Annotated in this window: 29 protein-coding genes; 14 read left to right on the top strand and 15 right to left on the bottom strand. The window is 62.7% G+C overall.

Translation table 11 applies throughout. The annotated features are described in order from the left end of the window. Positions 1-162 precede the first annotated feature (162 nt). From A4C63_RS17430 to A4C63_RS17420, 3 genes are all read right to left on the bottom strand, one after another. The gene (locus A4C63_RS17430; RefSeq protein WP_063913775.1) at positions 163-1149 is read right to left on the bottom strand and encodes a 5'-nucleotidase; all 987 of its coding nucleotides are present in this window, start codon (positions 1147-1149) and stop codon (positions 163-165) included. Positions 1150-1211: 62 nt separating this feature from the next. Then, complete coding sequence (locus A4C63_RS17425) at positions 1212-1703, bottom strand: DUF1543 domain-containing protein (protein ID WP_063913774.1); 492 nt, start codon at positions 1701-1703, stop codon at positions 1212-1214. Positions 1704-1917: 214 nt separating this feature from the next. After that, entirely contained in the window at positions 1918-2832 is a 915-nt protein-coding gene (locus A4C63_RS17420; RefSeq protein ID WP_063913773.1) for a LysR substrate-binding domain-containing protein, read from the bottom strand. Between the two features lie 94 nt (positions 2833-2926). Here A4C63_RS17420 and A4C63_RS17415 point away from each other — a divergent pair, with 94 nt between their 5' ends. Then, positions 2927-4102, top strand: a complete 1176-nt coding sequence (locus A4C63_RS17415) for an MFS transporter (RefSeq protein ID WP_063913772.1) — start codon at positions 2927-2929, stop codon at positions 4100-4102. A gap of 137 nt (positions 4103-4239) precedes the next feature. On the opposite strand, the gene A4C63_RS17410 is transcribed toward A4C63_RS17415, so the two are convergent. After that, complete coding sequence (locus A4C63_RS17410) at positions 4240-4863, bottom strand: glutathione S-transferase family protein (RefSeq protein WP_063913771.1); 624 nt, start codon at positions 4861-4863, stop codon at positions 4240-4242. A gap of 198 nt (positions 4864-5061) precedes the next feature. Here A4C63_RS17410 and A4C63_RS17405 point away from each other — a divergent pair, with 198 nt between their 5' ends. Both A4C63_RS17405 and A4C63_RS17400 read left to right on the top strand, forming a co-directional pair. Then, entirely contained in the window at positions 5062-5364 is a 303-nt protein-coding gene (locus A4C63_RS17405; RefSeq protein WP_063913770.1) for a DUF3077 domain-containing protein, read from the top strand. Between the two features lie 79 nt (positions 5365-5443). Then, the gene (locus A4C63_RS17400; protein ID WP_063913769.1) at positions 5444-6166 is read left to right on the top strand and encodes a hypothetical protein; all 723 of its coding nucleotides are present in this window, start codon (positions 5444-5446) and stop codon (positions 6164-6166) included. Positions 6167-6265: 99 nt separating this feature from the next. Here A4C63_RS17400 and A4C63_RS17395 read toward each other — a convergent pair whose 3' ends face one another. Then, positions 6266-6754 (bottom strand): transposase, encoded by a 489-nt coding sequence (locus A4C63_RS17395; protein WP_063913768.1) that lies wholly within the window; start codon positions 6752-6754, stop codon positions 6266-6268. A gap of 313 nt (positions 6755-7067) precedes the next feature. On the opposite strand from A4C63_RS17395, the gene A4C63_RS17390 reads away from it, so the two are divergent. Next, positions 7068-7988: a LysR family transcriptional regulator gene (locus tag A4C63_RS17390; RefSeq protein ID WP_063913767.1), complete on the top strand. Its 921-nt coding sequence runs from the start codon at positions 7068-7070 to the stop codon at positions 7986-7988. A gap of 121 nt (positions 7989-8109) precedes the next feature. On the opposite strand, the gene A4C63_RS17385 is transcribed toward A4C63_RS17390, so the two are convergent. Next, positions 8110-9414, bottom strand: a complete 1305-nt coding sequence (locus A4C63_RS17385) for an MFS transporter (protein ID WP_063913766.1) — start codon at positions 9412-9414, stop codon at positions 8110-8112. Between the two features lie 266 nt (positions 9415-9680). Between A4C63_RS17385 and A4C63_RS17380 the strand changes: the two genes are divergently transcribed. Genes A4C63_RS17380 through A4C63_RS17370 form a run of 3 tightly spaced genes read left to right on the top strand, consistent with a single transcriptional unit; the run spans position 9681 to position 11990 of the window. Next, a complete protein-coding gene (locus tag A4C63_RS17380) occupies positions 9681-10844 on the top strand; it encodes an iron-containing alcohol dehydrogenase (protein ID WP_063913765.1) in 1164 nt (387 codons plus the stop codon). A gap of 21 nt (positions 10845-10865) precedes the next feature. Further along, entirely contained in the window at positions 10866-11180 is a 315-nt protein-coding gene (locus A4C63_RS17375) for an NIPSNAP family protein (protein WP_063913764.1), read from the top strand. A gap of 33 nt (positions 11181-11213) precedes the next feature. Beyond that, positions 11214-11990 (top strand): SDR family oxidoreductase, encoded by a 777-nt coding sequence (locus tag A4C63_RS17370; RefSeq protein ID WP_063913763.1) that lies wholly within the window; start codon positions 11214-11216, stop codon positions 11988-11990. Here A4C63_RS17370 and A4C63_RS17365 read toward each other — a convergent pair. From A4C63_RS17365 to A4C63_RS17345, 5 genes are all read right to left on the bottom strand, one after another. Beyond that, complete coding sequence (locus A4C63_RS17365; protein ID WP_256202949.1) at positions 11987-12820, bottom strand: cyclase family protein; 834 nt, start codon at positions 12818-12820, stop codon at positions 11987-11989. The two genes, A4C63_RS17370 and A4C63_RS17365, sit on opposite strands and share 4 nt — an antisense overlap. Before the next feature lie 98 nt (positions 12821-12918). Beyond that, complete coding sequence (locus A4C63_RS17360) at positions 12919-13461, bottom strand: WYL domain-containing protein (RefSeq protein ID WP_063913762.1); 543 nt, start codon at positions 13459-13461, stop codon at positions 12919-12921. Positions 13462-13568: 107 nt separating this feature from the next. Further along, positions 13569-14012, bottom strand: coding sequence for a zinc-binding dehydrogenase (locus A4C63_RS17355; protein ID WP_082888362.1), 444 nt, complete (start codon positions 14010-14012; stop codon positions 13569-13571). A 31-nt stretch (positions 14013-14043) separates the two neighbouring features. Beyond that, entirely contained in the window at positions 14044-14841 is a 798-nt protein-coding gene (locus A4C63_RS17350; protein WP_063913761.1) for an SDR family NAD(P)-dependent oxidoreductase, read from the bottom strand. 92 nt (positions 14842-14933) lie between these two features. After that, entirely contained in the window at positions 14934-15851 is a 918-nt protein-coding gene (locus A4C63_RS17345; protein ID WP_063913760.1) for a LysR family transcriptional regulator, read from the bottom strand. Between the two features lie 382 nt (positions 15852-16233). Here A4C63_RS17345 and A4C63_RS17340 point away from each other — a divergent pair, with 382 nt between their 5' ends. From A4C63_RS17340 to A4C63_RS17325, 4 genes are all read left to right on the top strand, one after another. Then, positions 16234-17427 carry an MFS transporter gene (locus tag A4C63_RS17340; protein ID WP_063913759.1) on the top strand — a complete coding sequence of 398 codons (1194 nt, stop codon included), beginning with the start codon at positions 16234-16236 and terminating at the stop codon, positions 17425-17427. 30 nt (positions 17428-17457) lie between these two features. Then, positions 17458-18564 carry an alkene reductase gene (locus tag A4C63_RS17335; RefSeq protein ID WP_063913758.1) on the top strand — a complete coding sequence of 369 codons (1107 nt, stop codon included), beginning with the start codon at positions 17458-17460 and terminating at the stop codon, positions 18562-18564. Between the two features lie 152 nt (positions 18565-18716). Further along, a complete protein-coding gene (locus A4C63_RS17330) occupies positions 18717-18962 on the top strand; it encodes a type II toxin-antitoxin system Phd/YefM family antitoxin (RefSeq protein WP_063913757.1) in 246 nt (81 codons plus the stop codon). Continuing rightward, entirely contained in the window at positions 18952-19233 is a 282-nt protein-coding gene (locus A4C63_RS17325; protein ID WP_063913756.1) for a type II toxin-antitoxin system RelE/ParE family toxin, read from the top strand. The genes A4C63_RS17330 and A4C63_RS17325 overlap by 11 nt, the downstream gene beginning before the upstream one ends. Before the next feature lie 72 nt (positions 19234-19305). Here the strand turns inward: A4C63_RS17325 and A4C63_RS17320 are convergent, their stop codons facing one another. Together A4C63_RS17320 and A4C63_RS17315 are read right to left on the bottom strand one after the other, a co-directional pair. After that, a complete protein-coding gene (locus A4C63_RS17320; protein WP_063913755.1) occupies positions 19306-19701 on the bottom strand; it encodes a hypothetical protein in 396 nt (131 codons plus the stop codon). A gap of 88 nt (positions 19702-19789) precedes the next feature. Next, positions 19790-20698, bottom strand: a complete 909-nt coding sequence (locus A4C63_RS17315; RefSeq protein WP_063913754.1) for a LysR family transcriptional regulator — start codon at positions 20696-20698, stop codon at positions 19790-19792. 291 nt (positions 20699-20989) lie between these two features. On the opposite strand from A4C63_RS17315, the gene A4C63_RS17310 reads away from it, so the two are divergent. The 3 genes from A4C63_RS17310 to A4C63_RS17300 are packed head-to-tail and all read left to right on the top strand — an operon-like array spanning position 20990 to position 24587. Continuing rightward, positions 20990-22294, top strand: coding sequence for an MFS transporter (locus A4C63_RS17310; RefSeq protein WP_063913753.1), 1305 nt, complete (start codon positions 20990-20992; stop codon positions 22292-22294). A gap of 29 nt (positions 22295-22323) precedes the next feature. After that, positions 22324-23565 carry a Zn-dependent hydrolase gene (locus A4C63_RS17305; protein ID WP_063913787.1) on the top strand — a complete coding sequence of 414 codons (1242 nt, stop codon included), beginning with the start codon at positions 22324-22326 and terminating at the stop codon, positions 23563-23565. Next, positions 23565-24587 (top strand): histone deacetylase family protein, encoded by a 1023-nt coding sequence (locus tag A4C63_RS17300; RefSeq protein ID WP_063913752.1) that lies wholly within the window; start codon positions 23565-23567, stop codon positions 24585-24587. Before A4C63_RS17305 ends, A4C63_RS17300 begins: the two co-directional genes overlap by 1 nt. Positions 24588-24688: 101 nt before the next feature. Here A4C63_RS17300 and A4C63_RS25850 read toward each other — a convergent pair whose 3' ends face one another. Together A4C63_RS25850 and A4C63_RS25845 are read right to left on the bottom strand one after the other, a co-directional pair. Further along, on the bottom strand, positions 24689-24955 hold the full coding sequence (locus A4C63_RS25850; RefSeq protein WP_082888361.1) for a hypothetical protein: 267 nt from the start codon (positions 24953-24955) through the stop codon (positions 24689-24691). Further along, the gene (locus A4C63_RS25845; protein WP_156510890.1) at positions 24952-26688 is read right to left on the bottom strand and encodes an S-type pyocin domain-containing protein; all 1737 of its coding nucleotides are present in this window, start codon (positions 26686-26688) and stop codon (positions 24952-24954) included. Before A4C63_RS25845 ends, A4C63_RS25850 begins: the two co-directional genes overlap by 4 nt. Between the last annotated feature and the right edge of the window lie 170 nt (positions 26689-26858).

Genomic DNA, 26858 nt, shown 5'->3' with positions numbered 1-26858 from the left:
CTCAAGGTGCCCGCGACCTGATAGCAAGCGAGGGTTGATCTGCTGAAACGCGGGCTTCGCCAGCGACACCTCTACGTGGTATCGCTGGCGAAGCTATGCCTAGCGGGGCAGCCTCAAAAAAATCTTCAAAGACAGTTGCTCCCACAGGTACGGCACATCACATCAAATCGGTGCGATCGAAGTGGTAGCTGGCACATCGAGCGCAGAGTCCGCCGCTGAGCGCTCGCGATTCGCCACCCCAAACGGCACGTGCACCATCGGCAAATCCCCCGCCGGCGACTGCAAATGGCTGCGCTGGTCATCAAAGAACACATGCGGCTTCAGGATCGACAACACCCTGGGCTTTTCCATCCCGCCCAGAAAGAAGCACTCGTCCGGTGATACGCCCCAGTCTTTCAACGTCGTCACCACCCGCTCATGCGAAGGCGCATTGCGCGCCGTCACGATCGCAATCCGCAGAATCCGCTTGTACGCCGGGTCCTCGGCCAACTTGCGGTCCTCGAGCATGCGAATCAGCGAAAGCTTGCGGTACAGGTCCGCCAACGGCCCCGGCGAATGCGGGATGCCCTTGCGCGCCCGCTCGTGCTCCTGAAACTCGTTCAGGTTGTCGTCGCGCTTGTACACGCGCTCGGCCTCGTCATCGGCAATCACCCCGTCAAAGTCGAAGGCCACCCGCAGTTCGGTGTCGATCTCGTCATCGTAGATGCGTGTCGGCAGCACCCGCCCGGCCGGGTAGTCGGCGTCGATGGCTTTCTGCACATCCTCCTCGTTGGCGCTGAGGAACAGCGAGGCATTGAACGCCGGGATGTACTCGTAGGGCGAGCGGCCCGACATGAACGCCGCGCGGGTGATGTCCAGCTGGTAGTGGCTGATCGAGCGAAACACCCGCAGGCCGGTTTCCGGCGAGTTGCGCGACAGCAGCACCACCTCCACCGGCAACTGCTCGGGGAAGGCCTGGTTGATGCTCAGGAAGCGGCGAATGAACGGGAACGCCACGCCCTTGGGGAACGGTTCGTCCAGGTTCTGCTGCTGATGCTGGCGGTAAGCCTCGACGCCCTGGGTCTGGTAGATGTCGTCCGAGACGGTGAGGTCGAACAGCGCACTCGAAGCAACGCCAATGACCAGTTTCTGTTCGATGGGGTAGGGCATGAAGCAACTCCTGAGCGTGAGCTGAAGGCAAGTGTACCGCGCGCTTCGCGGCGCTGTCGGTGTCAGATCAGGATGTAGTCGTTACGCACCACCACCGGCTCGTGTGCGCCTTCGACCAGGTGCACGAACTGGCCGGCCACCTGGTCGATCGCCAGGCAATCGTCGACATCCAGCAAGGCATCGGTATGCGGCTTCAGCCATTCCGCCTGCATGCGTTGCTTGCCCAGGGCCTTGGCCTCGGCCTTGTTGTGGGCGGTGACCAGCAGGTAGCGGTGGGCCTCGCCGAATACCTTGCGTTCGTAGCCACCGAGGTTGATGAAGTACAGGCGCAGCGCACCAGGGGCAGGGGGCTGCTGGCGCAGTTCGATGCGTTGGCCGTCGATACCGTGCACTTCCAGCCACGAATCGATATGCAAACCTCGCGGGCTGCCGAACCAGGCCTGGCGCAATTGCGGGTAGGCCTGTTCGAAGGTGTCGGCCTGGGCGAACACCACATCGTGGACTTCGATCTTGGCGCCGGGGTGGCGGCCTCCGAGCATGACGACGTAAAGCATGGGCGGTCCTTTGCATGGCTGATGTAAAAGTGCGTCATTGTACTGCCTGATTCGCGGATGCCGCTTTCATGGAACTGCACATGACTCATTGAATTGGCAGGGACCCTGTGGGAGCGGCTTTAGCCGCGAACACCGGCGCAGCCGGTGCCATGCACCGCGTTGGCTTCTTCGCGGCTAAAGCCGCTCCCACAGGGTATGCGCACCGCTTGCGAATTCAGTTCTCTTCGCGACAGCTCCGGCCTGACAGTTGCTCCACCAGAAAATCCACGAACACCCGCACCCGCGCCGGCATCGCCGGGCCGCCCACGAACACTGCATGAATCGGCTCCCGATCACCGGGGTTGTACGCCTCCAGCAACGGCACCAGCTGACCGCTGGCCAGGTCATCGGCCACGGTAAAGGTACCGATGCGCGCCACGCCGGCGCCGAGCCTGGCCAACTGCGCCAGGGCTTCGCCACTGCTGCATTCGATATTGCCCGTCACCTTCAATGAGAACGCTTGCCCGTCGCGGCGGAATGGCCAGTCGGGCGCGGCGCGGCGGAAGTTGAAGCGCAGGCAGTTGTGCCGGGCCAGGTCCTCCGGCACAAGCGGCGTACCACAGCGCGCCAGGTATGCGGGCGAGGCGACGATCACCTGGCCGGTTTCGCCAATGGCGCGGGCGCTCAACGAGCTGTCCGGCAGGTGGCCGAAGCGCAGCGCCACGTCGGCCTGGCCGCCGAGAATGTCGGCCACTTCGTCACTGAGGGTAAGGTCGACCAGCACCTGCGGGTAGCGCGCGCTGAACGCTGCCAGCAACGGCACCACGGTCAGCCGGCCATGGCCCAGCGCTGCGCTGACGCGCAAGCGCCCACGCGGCACGCCCTGGTCGGTGATGGCCTCTTCCACTTCGAGCATGTCAGCCAGCACCCGCCGCGCACCGCGCAGGTACGCTTCGCCCTCGGGCGTGAGGGTGATCGCCCGGGTGGTGCGCAGCAGCAGGCGGGTGCCCAGCCGCTGTTCGGTGCGCGCGAGGATGCGGCTGACCGCCGAAGGCGTCAGCCCCAGCGCCCGGGCGGCGGCAGACAGGCTGCCCTCTTGTGCCACCTTGGCAAAAATTTCCATCTCTCCGGATCTTCCACTGAAGTCCATTTGTGCCTCTTCAGCAAAGGTGGTTCGCATAAACGCAGTCTAGTGCGGCTCAGCTTCGGATCGTAGCATTTGCAGCACAGATAAGGAGTTTGCCATGCGTATCAATCCACCGCTTGTCGCACTCGCCATCGGTGCCTTTGGCATCGGTGTCACCGAGTTCGCCCCCATGGGCATGTTGCCCAGCATCGCCACCGACCTTGGCGTCTCAATCCCGGCTGCCGGGCTGTTGGTCAGTGCCTATGCGATCGGTGTGCTGATCGGGGCACCGCTGATGACCCTGGCCACGGTGAAGGTCCCGCGGCGTTACCTGTTGATCGGCCTGATGGCCATCTTCACCCTGGGCAACCTGATGTCGGCCCTGGCCAGCGACTACGCCAGCCTGCTGGTCGCCCGCGTGGTCACCTCGCTCAACCACGGTGCGTTCTTTGGCATCGGCTCGATCGTCGCGGCCAGCGTGGTGCCGCCCGAGAAGCGCGCCGGGGCCGTGGCCGCCATGTTCATGGGGTTGACCCTGGCCACCATCGGCGGTGTGCCGCTGGCGACCTGGTTCGGTGAAATGCTGGGCTGGCGCACGGCATTCTGGGGCATCGCCGGGCTCGGCCTGGTGGCAATGACAAGCCTCTGGTATGCACTGCCCCATGTGCCGTCGCCCAAGGGTGACGGGGCCATGGCCGAAATCCGCGTGCTGGGCCGCGGGCCGGTGCTGGCGGCCTTGCTGCTGACCGTGGTGGGCTCCAGTGCGATGTTCACGGTATTCACCTATATCGCGCCGATCCTGCAGAGCGAGGCGGCGGCGTCCACCACCTTCGTCACGGCCATGCTGGTGTTGTTCGGTGTCGGCCTGACCTTGGGCAACGTGTGGGGTGGCAAGGCCGCGGACCGCTCGATCGACCGCACCCTGATGCTGTCACTGGCAGTGCTGATTGCGGTGTTGCTGGTGTTCCCGCTGGTGATGGACTGGCCGCTGCCGACTGCGCTGGCGATCCTGGTGTGGGGTGCGGCCAGCTTTGCCCTGGTGCCGCCGCTGCAGATGCGGGTGATGGAAGCGGCCAAGGATGCGCCCAACTTGGCGTCGGCGGTGAACATTGGTGCGTTCAACCTGGGTAACGCGATTGGTGCGGCGCTGGGTGGGGCAGTGATCAATGCCGGGCTGGGGTATTCGGCGGTTTCCCTGGCGGGGGCGGCGATGGCGGCGGTTGGATTGGTAATGGTCTTGATGTTTGCCTGGCGTGGGCGGGCGGTGGCGTTGGGGGATCGGGCAGCAGTTTAAGGGGCTGAGATCCTGGGGGCGCTTTGCGCCCCTTTCGCGACGCAAGGCCGCTCCCACAAATCAAGCGAGCGCCGTCCCTGTAGGAGCGGCCTTGAAGGCAGCCCCAAGGCCCCGCACTCGCTGTCAATCTGTTGCCATCACGGCGTACCGTTGCGGCCGTGCAGGTGATAGGCCGGGCGCTCGCTCAACCGCTCGTAATAGTCGCGCACGGCCGGCAGGTGCGGGTGCTCGAACGGTGTTTCGAACCAGCGGTTGACCGACAGGCCGATGGGAATGTCGGCCAGGGTGAACTGGCTGCCGGCCACATAGGCACCGGTGGCCGCCAGCTGGCGGTCGAGAATGTGCATGTAGCGCGCCCAGTCCGCACAGCCGGCGGCGAGGGCCTGAGGGTCCTGGTGGGCGGGCGAGTGCCGGACCAGTGACATGAACGCGTAGCTCCAGGAGCGGTTGAGGTCCGAGGCCTGCCAGTCGATCCACTGGTCGATCCTGGCCCGCGCCTGCGCTTCGCCCGGGTAGAACGCGGTGGCGCCGTAGCGCGTGGCCAGGTAGCGGATGATGCTGTTGGATTCCCACAGGGTGAAGTCGCCATCCTGGATCACCGGGATCATGGCGTTGGGGTTCAACGCAAGGAACTCGGCGCTGTCCGTGGGCTTGAAGCCCGCCCCCCAGTCTTCCCGCTCGAACGGGACCTCGAACTCGGCGCACGCCCACAGGACTTTTCGTACATTGATGGAAGAGGCTCTGCCCAGTATCCGTAGCATGGTGTTCGTCCTTGTGTGGGGGAACTTGATCGTCCGTCACTGTCGGGTGCCGGTCAAGAGCCTGGCCGGTGGCAGAGCGTCCCCTTTGTAGGATTCTTGTAGTCCATTTCCGAAAGTAAGCCTTTCCACCCCCAAGGTGATTGTGGCGGGGCAGGCAGCGCCCTAGTCTCGGCACGCTCGTAACCCCGAGGAATGGACATGGACAAAGACACTCCGAAAGAAGGCAGCAACCTTAATGTCGTGCGCGCAGCGGGCCGTTTTGGCAACGGCGGTGCCGAACTGGTGCAGATGAAACCGCAGTTGCCAATGCGGACGGCGCTGATGGAAGCCTCAAGCATCATGGGCTGCATTACCGAGCTCACCCGCAAGGCCATCGACCGGCCTGGCGACCGCAAGGTGATGATGCAGGCCACCTACCACCTGGCAGGCATGGCCAAGGCGTTGATCGACGGCCAGTTGCAGCAGTTGCGCCAGGCACGGGCAGGCGAGGAACAGCCTTAGTCAGGCTTGCCTGGGGGCCGTGAACTTGGCACCCTTGGTCAGTTTGAATCGTCTGAATCACGACAGAAGGAAGTTCGCATTGAGCTGGGACAAGGTGGGGAAACTTCTGGTAGCCGTGCTGCTTGGCCTGATGGTTCTGCTGGCCGTCTATGGGGTGCTCAGAGGCAACCCGCGCCTGGAGGCATCGCTGACCTATGCTTACCTCACCTATCCCAGCCAGTTCAGCGAACGCATCAGCAAGGCCAGCGAGCAGCTCAAGTACGAGCAGTTGCAGGGGCGTATCAACACCATCAGCGAGGGCGGGCTGAGCCACGATCAGGTCGAGCGCCTGATCGAAATGGCCCAGGCACCCTATGCCCAGCTGTTCGCCAAGCCCTTCGAGGCCGGGCTGGTCGACCATCGCACCGGTTTGCTCATCGAGTTGCGCAACAGTGGTGATGCGCAGGTGCGTCAGGTGAAAATCCGCCTGCCAGCCAAGGGCCTGGTGCAGGTGCGCGACGCTGCGGGCAACGACACCATCCTGGAAACCGCCACCATGCAAGTGGATATCCCCGCCATCGAGCCGGGTGGCGCGTGCAAGGTATGGGTGTACTTCGATGCGGACTACTCGCAGATCCGCCAGAGCGGGGTCAGCATCAGTCACGCCAATGGTAAGGCCGATGTGCAGGTGTACCGCGAGGTCATCGGCTTCCCGGCCTGGGTGGCCCGCTACAGCCGTGAGCTGATGGTACTGCTGGGCGTATTGGCGGTCAGCGTGCTGGGCCTGGGGTATGCCTGCCTGTCGCGCCGTAACCCACGCTAAACGCTTCACCTGTAGGAGCAGCCTTGTGCTGCGAAGAGGTCGGTACGAGCGATACACTTTTTTTGTCAGTACTGGCCTCTTCGCAGCACAAGGCTGCTCCTACAAGGAGTTGTACAGGCTGTCAGAGTCTGATGTGAGCCATACTGCGTCCCAGTGCGAATAATCGCCAATCTCTGCTACCAGGCCTGCCCGCAGAGGGTTGGCAATGAGGTATCGGGCTACCTTGCGCACGTCATCGTCCTGGCGCAGCGCTCGGTCATGAAAACCGCGTTGCCAGACTTGGCCCGGGCTCACGCCCGCTTTGCACAATGCCGTACCAGAGCGCGACTTGAACTGCCGCATCAGGCTGCTCAATGTGACGGCGCGCAGTTCTACCAGCCAATGCAAGTGGTCTGGCATCAGCACCCAGGCAAGTGAGCGGCAAGCGTCAAGACGTTCAGACTGCCTCAGTTCCCTGATGACCAGGCGCGCTGTACGAAGATCCAGAAACAGCGGCTTGCGTGCGTGGGTGACAGTGGTCAGCAGATACAGCCTGCCAGGCTCGGAAAAACGCCCCCGACGTAGCAGGTTGGCCTCAGCACGATCCATGTAGTGTTCCTCGCATCCGTTCGTTGTGGGATACCTACAATAGAGATCTCAGACACTACCGACATCGGCAGATCGTTACCCCGTTTTTCAGCCGTACACCTTATGTAGGAGCAGCCTTGTGCTGCGAAGAGGCCGGTATGAGGGATACACATGTTTCGTCGGTACCGGCCTCTTCGCAGCACAAGGCTGCTCCTGCAGGAAAGGCGGACATGCATGTTTCTGGAGCAAAGGTTATTTGCCTCAAACTCAACAATCGCCCGTTTTCGACGCTCTATAGTGCTCGGCATTACAAGACCTATGCCGAGCCTGCCCGATGATCCCTTCCCTGGACTCCATTTTCTCCCGCCTGCGCCTGCGTCAGTTACGCCTGCTCATCGAACTGGACCGCTGCGGCTCCCTGCACAAGGCGGCCGAGGCCATGGCGATTTCCCAGCCCGGGGCCACCAAGGCCTTGCGCGAGGTGGAGGAGGTGCTGGGTGTGCCGTTGTTCCAGCGCCTGCCCAGCGGGCTGGTGGCCAATGACGTAGGTCGTTGCGTGGTGCGTTATGCGCGGTTGATCCACAGCGACCTGGGGCACTTGCGCGAAGAGGTGCTGGGCATTGTCCAGGGCCAGGGTGGGCGGCTGGCGGTGGGCAGCATCATGGGTGCCATGCCGACCCTGGTCGGCGCCCTCGGGCGGCTGCGCAGCAGGCAGCCGCAACTGGCGGTGGAGATCGCCGAAAACACCAGTGCCAACCTGCTGGCCCAGCTTGATGAAGGGCGTCTGGACCTGGCCATCTGCCGGCCAGGGCTGGGCCGCAACGCGGCAGACTATGCCTTTGTCGAACTGGCCCAGGAGCCGCTGGCGGTGGTCGCGCACCCACGGCACCCGCTGGCCGGGGTGGCGGCGCTGGAAGTTGGCGACCTGAGCCAGTACCGCTGGATTGTCTACCCGGCCAACATGCCCATGCGTCAGGCGCTGGAGCGTGAGTTGAGCGAAGCGGGAGTGGAGGTGCCACGCTACCCGCTGGAAACCTTCTCCACCTTCGCCACCTTCATGCTGCTGGAGGATGACCCGACGCTGGTGGCGGTGATCCCCAGCGCGGTGGCGGCTTTTGCCGAGCAGCGCGGCTTGCTGGTGTCGCTGGCAGTGCAGCTGCGGGCGCTGAGCGAGCCGTTCGGCATCGTGCACCGGGTGGCAGCGCCGCTGTCGCCGGCGGCGCGCTTGCTGGTAGAGGAGTTGACTGCCGGTTGAAACCTGTAACGGCCCCTGTGGGAGCGGGCGTGCCCGCGAAGCAGGCAACGCGGTGGATGGCACCGGCTGCGCCGGTGTTCGCGGGCTCGCCCGCTCCCACAGGGGCTTGCAATCCCAAACCTCAGAACTGCCGCTCGCGGTAATCGATCAAGCTGGAAAACACCGCAATCAACCCCGCCGCTACCACGAAGAAGATCAGCGCAAAGAAGTAATCCCCGGTGAACTGCACGATCAGCCCGATCACGATCGGTACCAGCACCCCGGCCATGTTGCCGCAGAAGTTCATGGTGCCACCCAGCACACCGGTGCGCGACGGCCCGCCGATGATCGCCGGCAGGCACCAGTACATCCCGCACCAACGGATGAAGAACATCGCCACGCACAGCAGGCTGATCACCGCGACGGTTTCGTCTACATAGGCTGCTGCCAGGATGCACAGCGCCGCCACCAGCGCCGAACCGCTGAACAGGGTGCGCATCACCAGGTTCGGCGAGGCACCGCTAGCCCGCCAGCGGTCACCGATCCAGCCGCCGATCAGCTCGCCAACAAACCCGCACATGAAGATCAGGAAGGTCGCCCCACCCATGGCCGAGATGTTCAGGCCATGGGCCTTGTGCAGGTAGCTTGGCATCCAGGTCAGCAGGCCATAGAACACCGCGAGGATGCAGCTGTAGCCGGCGAACATGGCAAAGATCGAACGGTCCTTGAGCAGCTCGCGCAGCGGCAGGCTGGCCTTGGCTGCCGCGGCATGGGCGCTGGCGTTGCCTTCGGTGATGTGGCGCAGCTCGGCCTCGTTCACCCCCGGGTGCTCGCTGGGGTGGTTGCGGATGTACTTCCACGCCAGGATGCCGGCCAGTACGGTGCCAACCCCGGCCACCACGAAGGCCAACCGCCACGAGCCCAGCCAGGCAATCAACCCGGAAATCAGGATCGCCCCCAGGGCGCTGCCCAGCGGCGCGCCGCCGTCCACCAGCACTGCGCCACGGCCACGTTCGTTAGGCGTCAGCCAGGCGCCATTGAGCTTGGCCCCGGCGGGCATGATCGGCGACTCGGCCACGCCCAGGCCGATGCGCGTCAGTAGCAGGACCAGCCAGTTGTGCGAGGCCGCGCCCAGCGCCTGGAACAGGCCCCAGGCCACGGTTGCCGCGCCAATGATGCCGCGGGTGTGGAAGCGGTCCAGCAGCAGGCCGCCAGGGATCTGCATCAAGGCATACGACCAGAAGAACGCACTGAGCATCAGCCCTTCCATGGCCGGCGTCAGGTTGAATTCGGGGGCGATCAGCGGCAGCGCCACCGACAGCGAGGCGCGGTCGATGTAGTTGATTGCGGTCAGCAGCAACAGGATCAGGAAGATGCGCCAGCGCACCGTGGTCATCGGGGCCGCAGCAGGCAGCGCCAGGTCGGCCGGAGAGGGGATGGTCTTCATCGCGGGAGCTCGTTGTTGTGATTATCGGGAGGCGTAGCAGCTACGCAGGCCGATTGTTGGAGCGCTACCGGCGGGGCGGGTAATGAAAAGAGCTGATCCGCCAATAACGCCTGCTTATTACCCAGGCAGGGGATAAGCAGCGGTTATTGGCGGATCAGCTCTTTTCATTATCGGCGGCCCTGGCCCGCGCTCTAGATTGCCCCGGCACGGCCCGCCAGCGTCACGGCGGGCACAACAAGAACAACGCAGTTGCCTGAGGACCCCTCATGAGCCAATTCCAGTTCCATTTCCCCACCATTGCCAAATGTGGCGCGGGCCTGGCCGACCAGGCTGGTGCGCTGCTCAAACCGTACCTGGACGGCCCCCTGCTGGTGGTCACCGACCAGGGCCTGATCGACGCTGGCATCCTGGCCGGTTTCTTCGCCTCGCTGGAGCAGGCGGGTATCGACTACCAGCTGTTCTCAGACGTTGAAGCCAACCCCAGCACCGACGTGCTGGACGCTGCCGTCGCACTGCTGAAAGCACGCAACTGCACCGCCGTGATCGGCGTGGGCGGTGGCAGCAGCATCGACACCGCCAAGGGCGTGGCGGCGATGGCCACCAACCCAGGCAACATCCTCGACTACGAGGGTTACGACAAACTAACCCAGCCACCGCTGCCGATCTTCGCCATCCCGACTACCTCCGGTACCGGCAGCGAATGCACGGCGTCGACCGTGTTCACCAACAAGCGCACGCTGTTCAAGACGGTGATCGTCAGCCCGCGGCTGTTCCCGCGCCTGGCCATTCTCGACCCGGCACTGACCCTGAAACTGCCCGCGGCCATCACCGCGGCCACCGGCATGGATGCGCTGACCCACGCCATCGAGTCGTATGTGTCGCGCCAGGCCAACCCGATCAGCCAGGCCATGGCCCTGCAAGCCATTCGCATGATTGCCGGCAGCCTGGAAAAAACCTACTTCGTCGGCACCGACATGGACGCACGCGAGCAGATGTTGCTGGGCTCGTTCCTGGCCGGGGTGGCGTTCTCGCAATCCAGGCTGGGCAACGTGCATGCCATTTCCCACACCTTCGGCGGGGTGTTCAACATCCCCCATGGCATCGCCAACGCCGCCCTGCTGCCATACGTGATCAAGTTCAACCTGCCGGCCTGCCCGGAGCGCTTCCGCGACATCGCCATTGCCCTGGGCGCCGATGTAACCGGGCTCAGTGTGGAGCAGGCCGCGGCGCGCGCGGTAGAGGCGGTGGTGGCCCTGAACCAGGCCATCGGCATCCCGGCGACCATCCGCGAACTGGGCGTGGACCTGGAGTTCCTGCCGCAGATGGTCAGCGACTCGATGCGCAGCGGCAACGTGCTGGTCAACCCACGGCTGACCACGGCGCGCGATGTCGAGCGCCTGATCACCGACGCCTACCACGGCAACCTCTGAACCTTTAGCGGAACCACGACCATGTTCTATGAAATGCGTACCTACACCCTGCACATCGGCAAGATGAAGCAATACCTGGAGCACTTCGAAAAGGAAGGCTTGCCGGTGATCTCGCGCTACGCCAAGCTGGTGGGCTGGTGGTACACCGAGATTGGCGAACTGAACCAGGTGGTGCACATCTGGGCCTACGAGAGCCTTGACGAGCGCATCGAGCGCCGCGCCGCCCTGTACCGCGATGCGGACTGGCTGGAGCGCTTCATCCCCGTGGCCTTCCCGATGCTGGTGCGGATGGAATCGAAGCTGTTGATGCCTGCCGCGTTTTCGCCGATCCAGTGACCCTGTAACTGCATTGCATCAAGGAGCAACCCAATGGATCTAGGCATTACCGGCCGCTGGGCCATCGTCTGCGCGGCCAGCCAGGGCCTGGGCAAAGGCTGCGCCGAAGCGCTGGGCAAAGAAGGCGTCAACCTGGTCATCAATGCCCGCACCCAGGCCACTCTGGAGCAGACCGCTGCCGAGTTGCGCGCGGCCTGCCCGGGCATCGAGGTGCGCACCGTGGCCGGGGATGTCGCCGACGCCGAGGTGCGCCAGGCGCTGCTGGCAGCCTGCCCGCAGGTGGATATCCTGGTCAACAACGCTGGTGGCCCGCCTCCGGGTGATTTCCGTGACTGGGGGCGTGAGGACTGGCTGAAGGCACTGGACGCCAACATGCTTACCCCCATCGAGCTGATCAAGGCGGTGGTCGATGGCATGGCCGAGCGCGGCTTTGGCCGGGTGGTGAACATCACCTCCGGTGCGGTGAAGGCGCCGATCGATATTCTCGGTTTGTCCAATGGCGCACGCAGTGGCCTGACCGGCTTCATCGCCGGCCTGGCTCGCCAGCAGCGCCTGGCGGGCAGCAACGTGACGCTGAATAATCTGCTGCCGGGGGCGTTCGACACGGCGCGCCTGCAGAAGACCTTGAAGGCGGCAGGTGGTGATGTGGAAGCGACCGCACAGTCCCGGCGCAAGGCCATCCCGGCGGCGCGCTTTGGTAGTGCCGATGAGTTCGGCGCCTACTGCGCGTTCCTGTGCAGTGCGCATGCCGGGTACATCACCGGGCAGAACCTGCTGATCGATGGCGGGGCGTTCCCCGGTACGTTCTAACGGCCCGAACGCTCCCCCTTGTAGATGCCACGCTTGGCCAGCATGAACTGGTTGACCGGGAATTCTTCACCGGTCGGGTTCGGGTACACCTCCGACGCCCAGGTATCGCCACCAAAGGCGACGATGCCCTGGTCCGCCAGCCACTCGGCTGCCGGCAGGTCGATGCCCGGTTCGGTGGCGAGGAACTGCTGGTTGTCCTTGCCGATCAGTTCCAGCCAACCGGTGTTGAACAGCACCACGTCACCCTTGCGCAGGGTAATGCCTTCTTTCTTCAGCACAGCCTTGATGTCATCGACGGTGATCGAGGTGCCGCCCGGCACGATGGCTTTGCCGTAGTGAGCGGTCATGTCCAGCACCACGCCGCGGGTGACCATGGGCGGTACTTTTTCCACACCCAGCTTGGTCACGCCTTCGACGGTGACGAAGTCGGCAGCCTTGTTGCCGTTGTAGTAGACGTTGTCGATACCGATGTGGCCGATGCCGTTGAGCTGGGTGCCGACGCCGGTCCAGCCGTTGACCAGTTCATCGTTGAACGTGAACTTGTTGCTGCCCAGGGTCTGGCCAGCCTGCTCGCCGGGCTGGATGTTGTACAGGTGGAAGCTGCGGTGGCGGAAGGCTGGCAGGTCCTTGCTCACCGGCACGGCCAGCGGGTAGGTCTTGCCGGTCTTGACCAGGCCGACCGCCTGCTTGACCACTTCGGCAGTGAGCAGGTTGGCGGCGCCGATTTCATCCTGTTTGCCGTAGGGCGAGGTCTGCCAGTCGGCGGCCAGGGTGGCCTGGGCAGTGGTCGCCAGGGCGACGGCGAGCAGCAGGGGCTTGAAGCATTTCATCGGGTACTCCTGATAGTGAGGCGTTGTCAGGAGCAGATTCTGCGCAGGGCCCGCCATGGGAAAAAGCGGCCCGGGGGACAATGACTTTTGCTTGCCGCTCAACAACCACCCTCGTGCAGCGCCAGGCTCTGGCGCAACTGTTCGAGCATGGCCTGGCGCAGTGCCTGCGGCGCCTGCACGCGGATCGAGCCGGCCTGGGACAGCAGCCAGCCCATCAGCGCTCGGTTGTCGTCGACGGTGGCGACCAGCGTGGCGCCGCCGTCCGCTTGCGGCGTCAGTTGCATATCTGCCGAGAGTGGCGACGCTTCCAGGCGCCGGGCCAGCGCAGCATCGACCCAGGCGTGCAACTCAACCTGTTCCGGGGGGTTGAGCGCATCGGGCTGCAGCTGCTGCGCTTCACCCAGGCTCAGGCCCGGTTGCCAGTACCAGCCGTAGGGCATGCCTTTGCTGTTGCACTGCAGCGGGAACAGCGCCGCGAGTTCGACCAGGTCGCGTTCGACGGTGCGTTTGCTGGTGATATGGCCAACGGTTGTCAGGGCCGCCTGCAACTGGGTGGAACTCATCCCTGGGTGACGGCCGGGCAGTAGCTTGAGCAACTGCCACTGGCGGGCGATGGTGTGACGGGTAGGGTGGCTGGGCAAAGGGCTCGTCCTTGAAGGCAGGCACGAAGCCTGCCTGAGTAGTGGCGTTTAGCTATCGCTCAGCATACCTTGTCACGGAATGGGATCCAAGTTCTCGCAGACGGCTGTTAGTCGAGGCGTGTCACCCATTTGCCTGCGCCTTGGCCTTCTTTCAGCTGCTGCAGAGCCTGTGGCAATGCCGAGAAGGCGAACTCTCGGCGCTGTGGCGCGATCAGGCTGCCATCGGCGACGGCCTGCAGCAGTCGTTCACCGGCCACGCGCAGGGCCTGGCGATCCGCCAGCCGGCCGTGGGCATGAATGCTGTTGAGCGCCACTTCATGCAGCGAGATCGCCGTGCTGAAGGCGGGCGTTGGTGCGGTTTCCTGGCGGTTCTGGATGCACACGAGGTGGCCGTTGTAGCCGAGCAGGTAGGCAAGGCTGCCGGCATGGGCGCCGCTGACGGTGTCGAACAGGGCATGCAGCGGGCGCTCGCCCAGGGCGGCCTGCAGTTGGTTCTGCCAGTCGGCGTCGTGGTAGTCGAACACGCCGCTTACGCCGAGGGCCTTGAACAGCGCTTCGGTCGACGGGTAGCCGGGGTTGAATTCAGATAGCCAGGCTGTCGACCACGCCGCCGTCTACCCGCAGCGCTGCGCCAGTGGTGGCGGAGGAGTAAGGGGAGGCGAGGTACACCGCCAGGTGGGCGACTTCGTCGACATCGGCGGCGCGCTGGATGATCGAGCTCGGCCGTGCGGTACGCACGAAGTTGTCGGCCTCTTCACGAATGCTGCGCCCGGACGCCTGGGCTGCATCGGCTACCAGCGCAGCCACGCCGTCGGTCAGGGTTGGGCCGGGCAGTACTGCGTTCACGGTTACCCCGGTGCCGGCCAGGCGCTTGGCCAGGCCATGCGATACCGCCAGGTTGGCAGCCTTGGTGACGCCGTAGTTGATCATGTCGGCAGGGATGGCGATGCCCGATTCCGAGGAGATGAACAGGATCCGCCCCCAACCTTTCTCGACCATGCCCGGGGCATAGTGACGGGCCAGGCGCACGCCGCTCAGCACGTTGGTGTCGTAGAAGCGCGTCCACTCGCTGTCGGCCACGTCGAAGAAGTCGACGTCGTCGTAGATGCCCAGGTTGTTGACCAGGATGTCGGCCCGTGGGTGGGCGGCGAACAGGGTTTCGGCACCGGCGGCGGTGCCCAGGTCGGCGACCACACCTTGGATCTGCCCACTCCCACCTTGCTCGCGCAGTTCGGCCAGGGCGGCATCCAGCGACTTCTGGCTGCGGCCGGCAATGACTACGTCGGCGTTTGCGCGGGCCAGGCCGCGGGCGATAGCCAGGCCAATACCGCCGGTCGAGCCGCTGATGATGGCGGTGCGTCCGCCGAGGTCGATGTTCATGGAATGGCTCCTGTGGGTGGGTTGCATCGATAGGAGCCATCCTAGTGAAGCGCAGTCAGACTGTAAAAGACGTAATTCGACTGAGTTAAGACCTACATGGACTTATCAAGCCCTTCCTCGGCCAATGCCAGCACCCGCTCGCGGAAAATACCCACGATTGGCCGCAAGTCGACCTGGTGCCAGACCGCCCACAACTGCTCGCTGGGCTGGAACCAGTCCAGCTTGCGCAGCACCACGGTTGGCCCGGCGCTGGCCGACAGGCTGCTTTGCACCATGGCCAGGCCCAGGCCGGCGGACACCAGGCCGAGCACGCTCAGCGGGTCGGTAGCCTCCAGCGACAGGCGCGGGGTGAAGCCGGCATCACCACAACGGGCAATGAAATCGTCGCGCTTGTTGACCTGGTCGGGCTGGCCACCGGTGATGATCCATTCCTGCTCATGCAGGTCGGCGGGGGTCAGCCGGGCCTTGCTGGCCAGCGGGTGCGCGGCCGGGATGGCCAGCAACAACGGGTCGTCCAGTACCGGCTGGCCGCGCAGGTCGGGGTCGTTCTTTGGCGGCGGTTCGCAGACCAGGGCAATGTCCAGGCTGCGCTGACGCAGGCCTTCGAACTGCTCGTTGGGGGTCATGTTGTACAGCGCAATGTGAATGTTCGGGCGCTCGCCACGAATGGCCCGCACAGCACCAGGTAGCACGCCGGCATGGATGGCGTGGTTGATGTAACCGATGCACAGCCCGCCTTCCTCGCCGCGGCCCAGGCGCTTGCCCAGCGATTCCAGGCGCTCGGCATGCTTGAGCAGGCCACGTGCCTCGGCCAGGAAGGTGCGCCCGTCCCTGGTCAGGTACAGGCGCTGGTTGCGCCGTTCGAACAGGGCCAGGCCCAGGTTGTCCTCCAGCTGGGCGATCTGCCGGCTGAGGGGAGATTGGGAAATATGCAGCTGCTCGGCGGCCCGGCCGACGTTCTCGCATTCGGCGACGGCCACGAAATAGCGCAACTGACGTAGATCTTGCATGAGACCTCCGGGGACTTAACTGTTGAAAATTATGACTTGGGCGGTCTCGATCTGGCCAGCCATGGATGCGCTCACTTCGTCGGTTGAGCATGCCGACCAGGACTTGGCGGCGTTCAACGCAAGGGGAGGGCTTTGCCCTCCATTCGCGGGCACGCCCGCTCCCACAGGTACCGCGCTGTTTCAAATGCAGCGCAGTACCTGTGGGAGCGGGCGTGCCCGCGAATGCATCTGTCCAGGCCCCACAAAAGCTTGATCCTTTCGCAACAGCCCGACCATCACCTTTGCTTCAGAGGCAAAACTCATTGTCCCGCCCCCGTCTTTTTCCCATCCCCGCGTCCCCCCGAGAATTCACCCATCCCAACCTTCCACAGGTGATTCTCAAATGCCTCTCGCCTTGTTAGCCCTGACCCTGGCGGCCTTCGCCATCGGCACCACGGAGTTCGTGATCGTCGGCCTCATCCCGACCATCGCCAATGACCTGGCGGTCACCCTGCCTTCGGCCGGCCTGCTGGTCAGCCTTTACGCCCTCAGCGTCGCCATCGGCGCACCCCTGCTCACCGCCATGACCGGCCGCGTACCGCGCAAGCTGTTGCTGGTCGGCCTGATGGCGCTGTTCACCGCCGGTAACCTGGTGGCCTGGCAGGCGCCCAGCTACGAATCGCTGATCATGGCGCGCATCCTCACCGGCCTGGCCCACGGGGTGTTCTTCTCGGTCGGCTCGATCATCGCCACCAGCCTGGTGCCGAAAGAAAAAGCCGCCAGCGCCATCGCCACCATGTTCAGTGGCATGACCGTGGCCTTCGTCACCGGCATCCCGTTGGGGACCTTCATCGGCCAGCACTTCGGCTGGCGCGTGACCTTCCTGGTGGTGGCCGCGTTCGGCCTGGTGGCGCTGCTCGGCGCGCTGCTGTTCGTGCCCAAGCGCATCCAGCACAGCCAGCCGGCACCGCTGCTGCGCCAATTGCGGGTGATGCTGCAACCGCGCCTGCTGCTGGTGTATGCCATGACCGCCGTGGGTTACGGCGGCTCGCTGATCGCCTTCACCTTCCTTGCCCCGATCCTTCAGGACATCGCCGGCTTCGGCGCCAACAGCGTCGCCCTGGTGCTGCTCGCCTACGGCGTTTCGGTTGCCCTGGGCAACATCTGGGGCGGCCGCCTGGCCGACCGCAAAGGCCCGGTCAAGGCACTGTCGATCATCTTCCTGCTGCTGGCCTTGGTGCTGCTGGCGCTGACCTTCACTGCACCGCATCCGGTGCTGGTGGTAGTGACCGTACTGGCCTGGGGCGCGGTGGCCTTTGGCAATGTGCCGGGCCTGCAGGTGTACGTGGTGCAGCAGGCGGAAAAGGTCGCCCCCGACGCCGTCGACGTGGCCGCCGGTTTCAACATCGCCGCCTTCAACCTGGGTGTGGCCGGTGGTTCCTGGGGCGGTGCCCAGGTGGTGCAGCAACTCGGCCTCGGCCACACCCCCTGGATCGCCGCACTGGTCACCCTCGGTGCCCTGGCCCTGACCCTGTACAGCGGCCGTCTCGACCGCCGCGTGCCTGCCCAGCCACAACCTGTCGTCAGCCGCGCCTGACCCCTGATTCGACTTACGGAGAAACTCGCCATGACTCAAGATCCGCTGTTCCAACCCCTGCAACTCGGCGCCCTGAACCTGCCCAACCGCGTACTGATGCCGCCGATGACCCGCTCCCGCGCCGCCCAGCCTGGCGATGTACCGACCGCGCTGATGGCCGAGTACTACGCACAACGCGCCAGTGCCGGGCTGATCGTCAGTGAAGGCACCTGGATCTCGCCGCTGGGCAAGGGTTACGCCCGTACCCCGGGTATCCACACCCAGGCGCAAATTGACGGCTGGCGCCTGGTCACCGAAGCGGTGCATGCCGCGGGCGGGCGTATCTTTGCCCAGCTCTGGCACGTCGGCCGCCTCAGCCACAGCAGCCTGCTCGGCGGCCAGGCACCGGTGTCGTCCTCGGCGATGCAGGCCGATGGCGTGAATGTGTTCATCGACAATGCCGACGGCACGCCAGGCTTTGTCCAGGCCTCCAAACCGCGCGCGTTGAGCGAAGCGGAAATTGCCGAAATCATCGAGCAGTACCGCCAGGCCGCGCGCAATGCCATGGCGGCCGGTTTTGACGGTGTCGAGTTGCATGCGGCCAACGGTTATCTGGTCAACCAGTTCCTCGATTCTGGTGCCAACGACCGCACCGACCGCTACGGCGGCTCGCTGGAAAACCGCCTGCGTTTCCTCGACCAGGTCACCCGCGCGCTGGTCGAAGGCACAGGCGACGCCCAGCGCGTAGGCGTACGCCTGGCCCCACTGACCACGCTCAATGGCTGTGTCGATGACGACCCGGTTACCACCTATACCGCAGCGGCCCAGCGCCTGGGCGAAATCGGCATCGGCTACCTGCACATTGCCGAAGCCGACTGGGATGACGCGCCGGACATGCCGGTGGACTTCAAGCAACAACTGCGGGCGGTGTTCCCCGGGGTGATGGTGTATGCCGGCAAGTACACCGGCGAACGTGCACGGCGTGCGCTGGAGGAGGGCTGGGCTGACCTGATCGGTTTTGGCCGGCCATTCGTGGCCAACCCGGATCTGCCGGCACGGCTGAAGCTGAATGCGCCCTTGGCGGAACACGAACGGGCTACGTTATTTGGCGGTGATGCCCATGGCCTGACCGACTACCCGGCACTGGCAACAGCCTGATACAAGCCTTCGCGCGGACTTTTGCAGGGGCGGCCTTGTGCCGCGAAGGCCCGCAACGCGGCCCCGGCGATGTCAGTGCGAAGCTGCAATCGAGGTGCTTGTTTGTGTCCTATATATGAACCAAAATATGGCTCTCTATTGAGGGTGCAAACATGCAAAACATATTCGCTGACGTGGCTGTAAGCGTGTCGGAACTGAAAAAGAACCCATCCGCGGTGATGACCGGCGCTGCGGGTATGCCCGTCGCCGTGCTCAATCACAACCGCGTGATGGGTTACATGGTGCCGGCCGAACTGTACGAGGCCATGATGGAACGCTTGGAAGATCTCGAATTGAGCGAACTGGCAAAGTCGAGGTTGGGTGAACAAGGCGTACCGGTATCCCTGGATGACCTATAAACTCGAATTCCTGCCTTCGGCAATGAAAGAGTGGGGCAAGCTAGGCCACACCGTGCGCGAACAGATCAAGAAAAAACTCGCCGAGCGCCTGCAGTCACCCAAGGTACAGGCCGACGCGCTGTGTGACCTGCCGAACCACTACAAAATCAAGCTCAAGGCCTCTGGATATCGCCTCGTCTATCGAGTCGAGGACGAGCGTATCGTTGTAGTGGTGGTATCGGTTGGCAAGCGCGAGCGTAGCGAGGTGTATCGATCCGCTCAGAAGCGGTAAACATCATCAGTGGTGTAGCCATCCTGCAAACGCCGCGCGCTACGAATGCGCTTCGCTTACCGTTCCTCGTTGCTATTCCATCAGCATCACAGCGTTGGCGTATTTTTCCTGGTCCGGTGTGAACGTTGTCAGCATGCCGGTGTGATTACAGGTCAGGGTGAGCTCTGTTCGCGTATCGATGAACAGATCCTCGCCGCGAAGGCCCTGCCATTGCGCCAGGTACTTGAACGAACCGTACTTCATCGGTTTCTTCAATGCGCGATCATGGCCACCTTTCCAACCTAGCACCGGGAGTGCGCCATCGGCGCAGTGCCGGGCAAGTTCTGGTTGGGCCAACGCCCGCTCACGGCCAATCTCCCAGCAGCGGATCAAGCCCTCGTCGGGTCCTTTCCATGCTTCTTCCCAGGTGATCAAGGGGCGGATGGGGTGATGAATAGGGCGCTTGATGATCCCGGTAGTTCGATCCATGACTGAGATTGTCCGTAATGTTCAGTTGGCCTGGATGCTACTAATTGGCCATCATTGTGTCCAGTGCTGGCCCGCCTCACCTCTGTGTTCAGTCAAGGCTTTGCTGCAACGCCTCGATAAACACCTCTTCCGCGCGGCTGAAGCGCTGCTCCCTGTTCCACAACAGGTGGATATCCACATCGGCAATCCCTTCCTGCGGCGGCAGCTTCCACAGCAACCCGGCGTCTACATCCGGTGCCACCACATGCTCGGGCAGGCAACCTATGCCAAACCCGGCAATCACCAGCCGGCGCACTTCTTCAAGGCTGGGGGACGAGGCCACGATCCGCCCGGCAAACCCTTGCTGGTCGCGGAAAATGGTCAGTGGCGACAGCATGCCGCCAATCTGGTCACTGGTGAAACTGACGAAGTTCTCCCGCTGCAGGTCGCCTTCGTCCTGGCCGAACAGGGCATGGTGCTTGCCACAGAAGAACGCATAGCGCTGGCGCAGGAATAATCGTTGCTCTAGCCGTGGCTGCGCACGCCGGTTCAGGCTGAGGCCTGCCGTGGCGGTTTTTTCCTGCAGGGCGGCGACGATGTCGGAGCTGCGCATCACGTCGATCTCCAGCTCCACCCGCGGGTGCTGGCGGTGGAAGTCGGCGAGGAAGTCGTCGAAGCGTTCATTGACGATGCGGCTGATCATCAGCAGGCGTACCTTGCCCACCAGTTCGTCCGCCGGCTGCTCCAGCAAGCCGCCGATCTGCGACATCTGCCCATAGACCTCGCCGGCCAGCTGGAACAGCTGCTCGCCCATTTCGGTCAGAACGAAACGCGGCCCGCGGCGCGCGATAAGCTGGCGGCCGAGCTGCTCTTCCAGGCGCTTGAGTGCCTGGCTCACTGCCGGCTGGGTGAGGTGCAGGCGGGCGGCGGCGCGGCTGATGGACAGCTCCTGGCCGATGACCCGGAAGGTGCGCAGCAGGTTCCAGTCGAGGCGGTCGTTGAGCAGGCGGTCGGGCATGGCGGGGCTCGATAATAAGCAAGGCTAATAGTGCGAATAATAAATAGAAAATTGACTAATCATAGCCCCGAGCCGATAAATCGCAGGTATTGAGGCCTGTTGCATCGGTGCTGGCTTCTTCGCGGGTAAACCCGCTCCCACAGGTACTGCAGCGCTTGCAGACCTTGTGCAATCCCTGTGGGAGCGGGTTTACCCGCGAAGAAGCCAACACCAGACCAGCAGGCCAAGCGCCACAAGAGCGCCACCGTGCCCCCGACAACTCCTGCCAGAACAACAAGCAAAGGAGCCCCCATGAAGCCCACCGCTTCCCCCCAACCACGCCGTGCCGCCGCCGCCGCATTCATCGGCACCATGATCGAGTGGTACGACTTCTACATCTACGCCACTGCCGCCGCCCTGGTGTTCGGCGCGCTGTTCTTCCCCTCCGACAACAGCCTGTTCAGCACCATGGCCGCGTTCGGCACCTTCGCCGTCGGCTTCTTCGCCCGGCCGCTGGGTGGCATCGTCTTTGGCCATGTGGGTGACCGTATCGGCCGCAAGAAGTCGCTGGTCATCACCTTGCTGATGATGGGCATCGTCACCGTGGGCATCGGCCTGCTGCCGACCTACGCGCAAATCGGCGCCACCGCGCCGGTACTGCTGATCCTGCTGCGCATCGTCCAGGGCATTGCCGTGGGCGGCGAATGGGGCGGGGCGGTGCTGATGGCCGGCGAGCATGCGCCCAAGGGCCGGCGCAACTTCTTTGCCTCGTTCGCCCAGTTGGGCAGCCCGGCGGGCCTGATCCTGTCGCTGCTGGCCTTCGGCGCGGTCACCCGCCTGCCGGAAGCAGACCTGATGAGCTGGGGCTGGCGTGTGCCGTTCCTGGCTAGCGCGCTGTTGCTGCTGGTGGGCCTGGCAATCCGCCTGGGGGTGAACGAATCGCCCGAGTTCATCGCCAGCCGCGAGCAGGCGCAAAAGGCCCGGCGCAAGGAGCAGGCTCCGGCATTCGAAGTGCTGCGCACGGCCTGGCGCCCGCTGTTGCTGTGCATCGGTGCCAATACCCTGGGCATTGCCGGGGTCTACTTCACCAACACCTTCATGATCAGTTACACCACCCAGCAATTGCACCTGGAGCGTTCGTTGATCCTGGAGTGCCTGTTCTTCGTGGCGATCATCCAGTTCTGCGTGCAGCCGCTGGCCGCGTGGTTGTCGGAAAAGATCGGCGCTACCCGCTTCCTGGCCTTGGTCGCGTTGCTGGCCATGGCCTCGCCATACCCGATGTTCGTGCTGGTCAGCTCTGGCAAAGGCCCGCTGATCGTGCTCGGCATCGCCCTGGCAGCCGCGTGCATGGCGTCGTTCTACGCGGTAATCGCCGGCTACGTCAGCGGCATGTTCGACACCCGCGTGCGCTACACCGCCATTTCCCTGGCCTACCAGATCTGCGGCGCCATCGCTGGCGGCCTGACCCCGCTGATCGGCACCTGGTTGGCCCACACCTTCAGCGGTCAGTGGTGGCCGATGGCGCTGTTCTACACCCTGATCGCCACTATCTCGTTGGTTTGCGTGCTCGCCCTGGCGCGCCAGTACGCCCGTAGCCAGCGCCTGGAACTGGCTTGATCGAACCGTTTATTCTGGAGTACCCGCACATGTTGAAAAGCAATGGCGAACGCCTGTGGGCGAGCCTGATGGACATGGCCGAAATTGGCGCCACCGCCCGTGGCGGCAGCTGTCGCCTGGCTCTGAGCGACCAGGACAAGGCTGGCCGTGAACTGTTCAGCCACTGGTGCCGCGAAGCCGGCCTGACGCTGGCTGTGGATGCCATCGGCAACCTGTTCGCTCGCCGTGCTGGCAGCGACCCGGATGCAGCACCGGTGATGATGGGCAGCCACCTCGACACCCAACCTGAGGGCGGCCGTTTCGATGGTGTCTACGGTGTGCTGGCAGGGCTCGAAGTTGTACGCCGGCTCAATGACCTGAACATCCGGACGCGCAAACCGCTGGAAATCGCCGTATGGACCAACGAGGAGGGCGCCCGCTTCACCCCGGCCATGTTCGGTTCGGCGGTGTTCACCGGCGCCCTCGCGCTGGACGAAGCGCTGGCCATTCGCGACGCTGATGGCATCAGTGTCGCCGACGAGCTGAAACGCACCGGTTACGCCGGCCAGCGCCCGCTGGGTGGCCAGGTCGATGCCTATTTCGAGGCGCATATCGAGCAAGGCCCGATCCTCGAAGACAACGCCAAGGCCATTGGCGTTGTCAGCGGCGGGCAGGCCATCCGTTGGCTGGACGTGACCGTCGAGGGCATGGCGGCGCACGCCGGTACCACGCCGATGCCGCTGCGCAAGGATGCCCTGTACGGCACCGCACAGATGATCCAGGCCGTCGAGCAACTGGCCGCCGACTTCGCGCCGCAAGGCCTGACCACCGTGGGCGAACTCTCCATCGCCAAGTCCTCGCGCAATACCATCCCCGGCGTGCTGCGCTTCACGGTCGACCTGCGTCACCACCGCGATGAAGCTATCGAGGCCATGGAGCGTGACCTGACCCTGAAGCTGCAAGCCATCGCCAACCAGCGCGGCCTGCAGGTGCGTATCGAGCGCCACTGGGTCAGCCCGGCCACGCCGTTCGACGCTGACTGCGTAGCCGCCGTGCAGCAGGCGGTGGATGGTCTCGGTTATGCCCAGCAGTCGATCATCAGCGGCGCCGGCCACGACGCCATCCTGCTGGCCCGCTACTGCCCGACCGCCATGGTGTTCATCCCCTGTGTCGGCGGCCTGAGCCACAACGAAGCCGAAGACGTACTGCCCGACGACGCCCGCCAGGGTGCCGATGTACTGCTCAACGCCGTGCTGGCCCGCGCGGGCCGTATCGAACAAGGAGATGCCTGATGCGTTGCTACTTCCACCCCGAACAACTGATGCACCACCCACGCAGCTACTACTCGCGTGGTGCCATGCGCACTCCGCAGGAGGTGCCCGAGCGTGCCCAGCGCCTGCTGCAGGCGGCCAAGGACCTCGGCTTCGACATCCGCCAGCCCGACGATGCCGGTCTGGCGCCGCTCAAGGCAGTGCATGGCGAGGCCTACCTGGCCTTCCTCGAAGAAGCCCATGCGCGCTGGAAGGAAGTGCCCGAGGAGTGGGGCGACGAGGTCATGTCGAACATCTTCGTGCGTGAACCCAACGCCCTGCGCGGCATCCTCGCCCAGGCAGGGCGCTACCTGGCTGATGGTAGTTGCCCTGTCGGTGAAAACACCTGGCGTTCGGCCTATTGGTCTGCGCAAAGCGCGGTGGCCGGGGCAAAGGCCATTCTTGATGGGGAACCGGCGGCCTACGCCCTGTGCCGGCCTCCTGGGCACCATGCGCGGTTCGATGCTGCGGGTGGTTTCTGCTACATCAACAATGCTGCCGTTGCTGCCCAGGCCTTGCGCAGCCGCTACAGCCGCGTGGCCATTCTCGATACCGACATGCACCATGGGCAGGGGATTCAGGAGATCTTCTACGACCGCCGTGATGTGCTGTATGTGTCGGTGCATGGTGACCCGACCAACTTTTACCCGGGTGTGGCCGGGTTCGAGGATGAGCGTGGCAGTGGTGCGGGGGAGGGGTACAACCTGAACTTGCCGATGGCGCATGGCGCTAGCGAAGCGGACTTCATGAGCCAGTTGGAGATCGCGCTGGCAGCGGTGAAGGACTTTGGCGCCGAGGTGCTGGTGTTGTCGCTGGGGTTCGATATCTACGAACTGGACCCGCAGAGCAAGGTGGCGGTGACGACGGAAGGGTTTGCGGTATTGGGCGAGCGGATTCGGGCGTTGCGCTTGCCGTGTCTGATCGTGCAGGAAGGGGGGTATCACCTGGAGAGCCTGGAGGCGAATGCGCAGGCGTTTTTTGCTGATAAAGCAGATTGGCGATAAGTGCTATATGCCGGCAGCTGTGTTGTCGCTGCCGGCGTCTGTGATGATACTCGGTCTCGGTGAACGAGGATGTACGTGCTGGGCTGTGGAATCAGTTCTGCTTATAGCTCATATCTTTTTTGGGTCAAAAATTCAGGCTCTCGCCAGTTTGGACCTTTGATATAGCCATTTCCACCACGCTGTATCAAACCTTCGTCACTCATTTTCTTAATCAGGTTAATGAGTTGTAGGCAGTCGCCAATGTTCACCCATCCATTTCGATTGTATAGATTGTCGAGCCGTGGATGAGAAATGCCATTTTGCCTGACAAGCCACAGAATGATATCGGCGGGGCTTTCGTTGGTGATTATTTCGCTAATAGTGTTCATCTGTTCTCTCGCGCGATCTGCTGGTCATCTGCTTCAATTGCTTCTGGTGTGTAAAGCAGTTCGGGCTCCGAGGTGAGTTGGTAGTCTTCCAGTGTTGCGGCGTGTGTATTGTTCCATGCTTCACCATCATCGTTCGGCCTGATTTTATCTGGTATTTCAAGGCTGCGGAAGCGCTCCAACTCCCTTATCTCATGTGTGTAAAAGCGCTTGTCGGTGTCCGTTTCTTGCAACTTGCCCTGTAGGATTTTTTCCAGCCTGTCGATCATGATGTCATTTGCATCGGAAGGGTCGAAGCGGCTTGTGTGTAATTTGACTAATTCGATGCCTGTCGCTGTGATTTTGACCTCGCGCCAATCAAGTCGCTCGATAGGTCCTCCCGCTTTGTCTGGATTATAAGGTCGCCCGCTATAAGTGCCTATGGTTGTTGCGTCGGGATAGGGAGAATTGAAAACTACGTACAGTGGTGGCAGACCAGATTCTGGCGGGAAGCAGTAAATACAGTCTTTATAATTTGGTGGTTCATAGGCAGGGAGCGGTGTCGCTTCTATCCATGCGGGTCTGAGATTGACACCCTCATAGGGGTCCGACGGTATCGGGTCACTGGGGGTTGTAGTTGACGACCCGTTCTCGGTATGAATGGGGAAGCTGAGCCTGATTGGAAAATCACTCGATGGAATCGATGTGTAGCTATTGCTTGCTTTGTCCATGATCAGAGGGCGTACGGGTACCTCTTGTTCCGCATGTGTAGCATGTGCATTTCCCGTAAGTGTGTACGTATCGAGATCGGCATGAATCCGGAGCGGGGATTCGAAAGTCCCGTGTTTAAGCGCAATGTCATGAATGTTGGCAGGTAGATCAGGAATGAGTAGTTCAGCAGGCACGCTCAGGGCTGATTCATGATACAAATCTGCGTTCCCTAGTTCAGCTGAATAAAAAAACGTCCCAATGCCCAGTCTGAAAATTGGGGTTGCAGTAAGGCCAAACCTTTTGAGTGCCTGTATTCCGCTAAATAGTGCGCTTTCAAGGTATTCGGTTGTTGAAAGGTTGGTTAATGTGGAGCTCAGTTGTATTGTGGGCTTAAGGTTTAAGGTGATGGATTTGCTGTTGTTGTCTTTGGTGCGATTTTCTTGCAAACTTTTTATTGCTCCAGGGTGGAACTCTTTGAATTCCTTTTGGACCTTCTCAAGGCAGCGTCTTAGTATTATTTCAATTTGCGCTGCGGTAGCGGCGCTCATTAGGGTGTATAGGTCTTCCTCAACTAAATAGAAATATTCTTCATCCTTGATTAATTCGTCTATGCCAGTTTCAAAATACAGGGCTGCGTCATCGACACTTGGGGTGTAGATGTCTTGTGCCCTGTACCGATTAAGGGGGTGTGGTATTCGTTTTTCGATTTTATTATAAAGGAATAGTAGAAATTTCTTTTTGGAATAAAGTTTGTTCGTTTGGTCTTGGTGGGATTGATTTATAACTGAGTAGTTTTTGATCAGATATTTCTCGAGTCCAGGGGTGCCGGCTGGGCGAGTGGCCTCGATTTCGTTTATTGCGTTTATCGCAATGGTCGCTGCGTTGGCTAAAAGCACTTCTTTTGAAAGCGAGGCTATGTTTGGCGGTGCTATAGGCAGTGTGCATGGAAGGCCCCATGAAAGGATGTTTTCGAAGTCATAGGTGAACGGTGCGGCAGAGTATATTTCCTGCAACTCAGCGCTCGTTAAGGTTTTTCGAGTGGTCACGTCTATTTCCAATGTGGCAGATCTGAGACGGAAAGTATTGGAGCGTTCGCCGTAGGGGCAGCAGATGGAATTAATGCAGGGCTACCGGCCTGCGTTAGAGCCTTTGACTACAAGAAGCAGGTGCAGGAAAGTGAATGGTGTGGGGAGCGGGTTTGAACTGTGTGATCAAA

The organism is Pseudomonas sp. p21, from assembly GCF_001642705.1.
GTDB lineage: Bacteria > Pseudomonadota > Gammaproteobacteria > Pseudomonadales > Pseudomonadaceae > Aquipseudomonas.
Note: the sequence above shows the minus strand (reverse complement) of the source record. Positions and strands in the feature narration are given on the sequence as shown.

Coding starts and splice junctions, on each gene's coding strand:
- A4C63_RS17300 (WP_063913752.1), top strand. CDS start 23,565: ATGCGTTGCTACTTCCACCCCGAACAACTGATGCACCACCCACGCAGC.
- A4C63_RS17395 (WP_063913768.1), bottom strand. CDS start 6,754: ATGGATCGTGCTGAGGCCAACCTGCTACGTCGGGGGCGTTTTTCCGAG.
- A4C63_RS17410 (WP_063913771.1), bottom strand. CDS start 4,863: ATGCTACGGATACTGGGCAGAGCCTCTTCCATCAATGTACGAAAAGTC.
- A4C63_RS17350 (WP_063913761.1), bottom strand. CDS start 14,841: ATGAACATCGACCTCGGCGGACGCACCGCCATCATCAGCGGCTCGACC.
- A4C63_RS17325 (WP_063913756.1), top strand. CDS start 18,952: ATGACCTATAAACTCGAATTCCTGCCTTCGGCAATGAAAGAGTGGGGC.
- A4C63_RS17345 (WP_063913760.1), bottom strand. CDS start 15,851: ATGCAAGATCTACGTCAGTTGCGCTATTTCGTGGCCGTCGCCGAATGC.
- A4C63_RS17415 (WP_063913772.1), top strand. CDS start 2,927: ATGCGTATCAATCCACCGCTTGTCGCACTCGCCATCGGTGCCTTTGGC.
- A4C63_RS17305 (WP_063913787.1), top strand. CDS start 22,324: ATGTTGAAAAGCAATGGCGAACGCCTGTGGGCGAGCCTGATGGACATG.
- A4C63_RS17405 (WP_063913770.1), top strand. CDS start 5,062: ATGGACAAAGACACTCCGAAAGAAGGCAGCAACCTTAATGTCGTGCGC.
- A4C63_RS17420 (WP_063913773.1), bottom strand. CDS start 2,832: ATGGACTTCAGTGGAAGATCCGGAGAGATGGAAATTTTTGCCAAGGTG.
- A4C63_RS17310 (WP_063913753.1), top strand. CDS start 20,990: ATGAAGCCCACCGCTTCCCCCCAACCACGCCGTGCCGCCGCCGCCGCA.
- A4C63_RS17375 (WP_063913764.1), top strand. CDS start 10,866: ATGTTCTATGAAATGCGTACCTACACCCTGCACATCGGCAAGATGAAG.
- A4C63_RS17365 (WP_256202949.1), bottom strand. CDS start 12,820: ATGAAATGCTTCAAGCCCCTGCTGCTCGCCGTCGCCCTGGCGACCACT.
- A4C63_RS17370 (WP_063913763.1), top strand. CDS start 11,214: ATGGATCTAGGCATTACCGGCCGCTGGGCCATCGTCTGCGCGGCCAGC.
- A4C63_RS17315 (WP_063913754.1), bottom strand. CDS start 20,698: ATGCCCGACCGCCTGCTCAACGACCGCCTCGACTGGAACCTGCTGCGC.
- A4C63_RS17320 (WP_063913755.1), bottom strand. CDS start 19,701: ATGGATCGAACTACCGGGATCATCAAGCGCCCTATTCATCACCCCATC.
- A4C63_RS17380 (WP_063913765.1), top strand. CDS start 9,681: ATGAGCCAATTCCAGTTCCATTTCCCCACCATTGCCAAATGTGGCGCG.
- A4C63_RS17330 (WP_063913757.1), top strand. CDS start 18,717: ATGCAAAACATATTCGCTGACGTGGCTGTAAGCGTGTCGGAACTGAAA.
- A4C63_RS17340 (WP_063913759.1), top strand. CDS start 16,234: ATGCCTCTCGCCTTGTTAGCCCTGACCCTGGCGGCCTTCGCCATCGGC.
- A4C63_RS17385 (WP_063913766.1), bottom strand. CDS start 9,414: ATGAAGACCATCCCCTCTCCGGCCGACCTGGCGCTGCCTGCTGCGGCC.
- A4C63_RS17430 (WP_063913775.1), bottom strand. CDS start 1,149: ATGCCCTACCCCATCGAACAGAAACTGGTCATTGGCGTTGCTTCGAGT.
- A4C63_RS17335 (WP_063913758.1), top strand. CDS start 17,458: ATGACTCAAGATCCGCTGTTCCAACCCCTGCAACTCGGCGCCCTGAAC.
- A4C63_RS17390 (WP_063913767.1), top strand. CDS start 7,068: ATGATCCCTTCCCTGGACTCCATTTTCTCCCGCCTGCGCCTGCGTCAG.
- A4C63_RS17425 (WP_063913774.1), bottom strand. CDS start 1,703: ATGCTTTACGTCGTCATGCTCGGAGGCCGCCACCCCGGCGCCAAGATC.
- A4C63_RS25850 (WP_082888361.1), bottom strand. CDS start 24,955: ATGAACACTATTAGCGAAATAATCACCAACGAAAGCCCCGCCGATATC.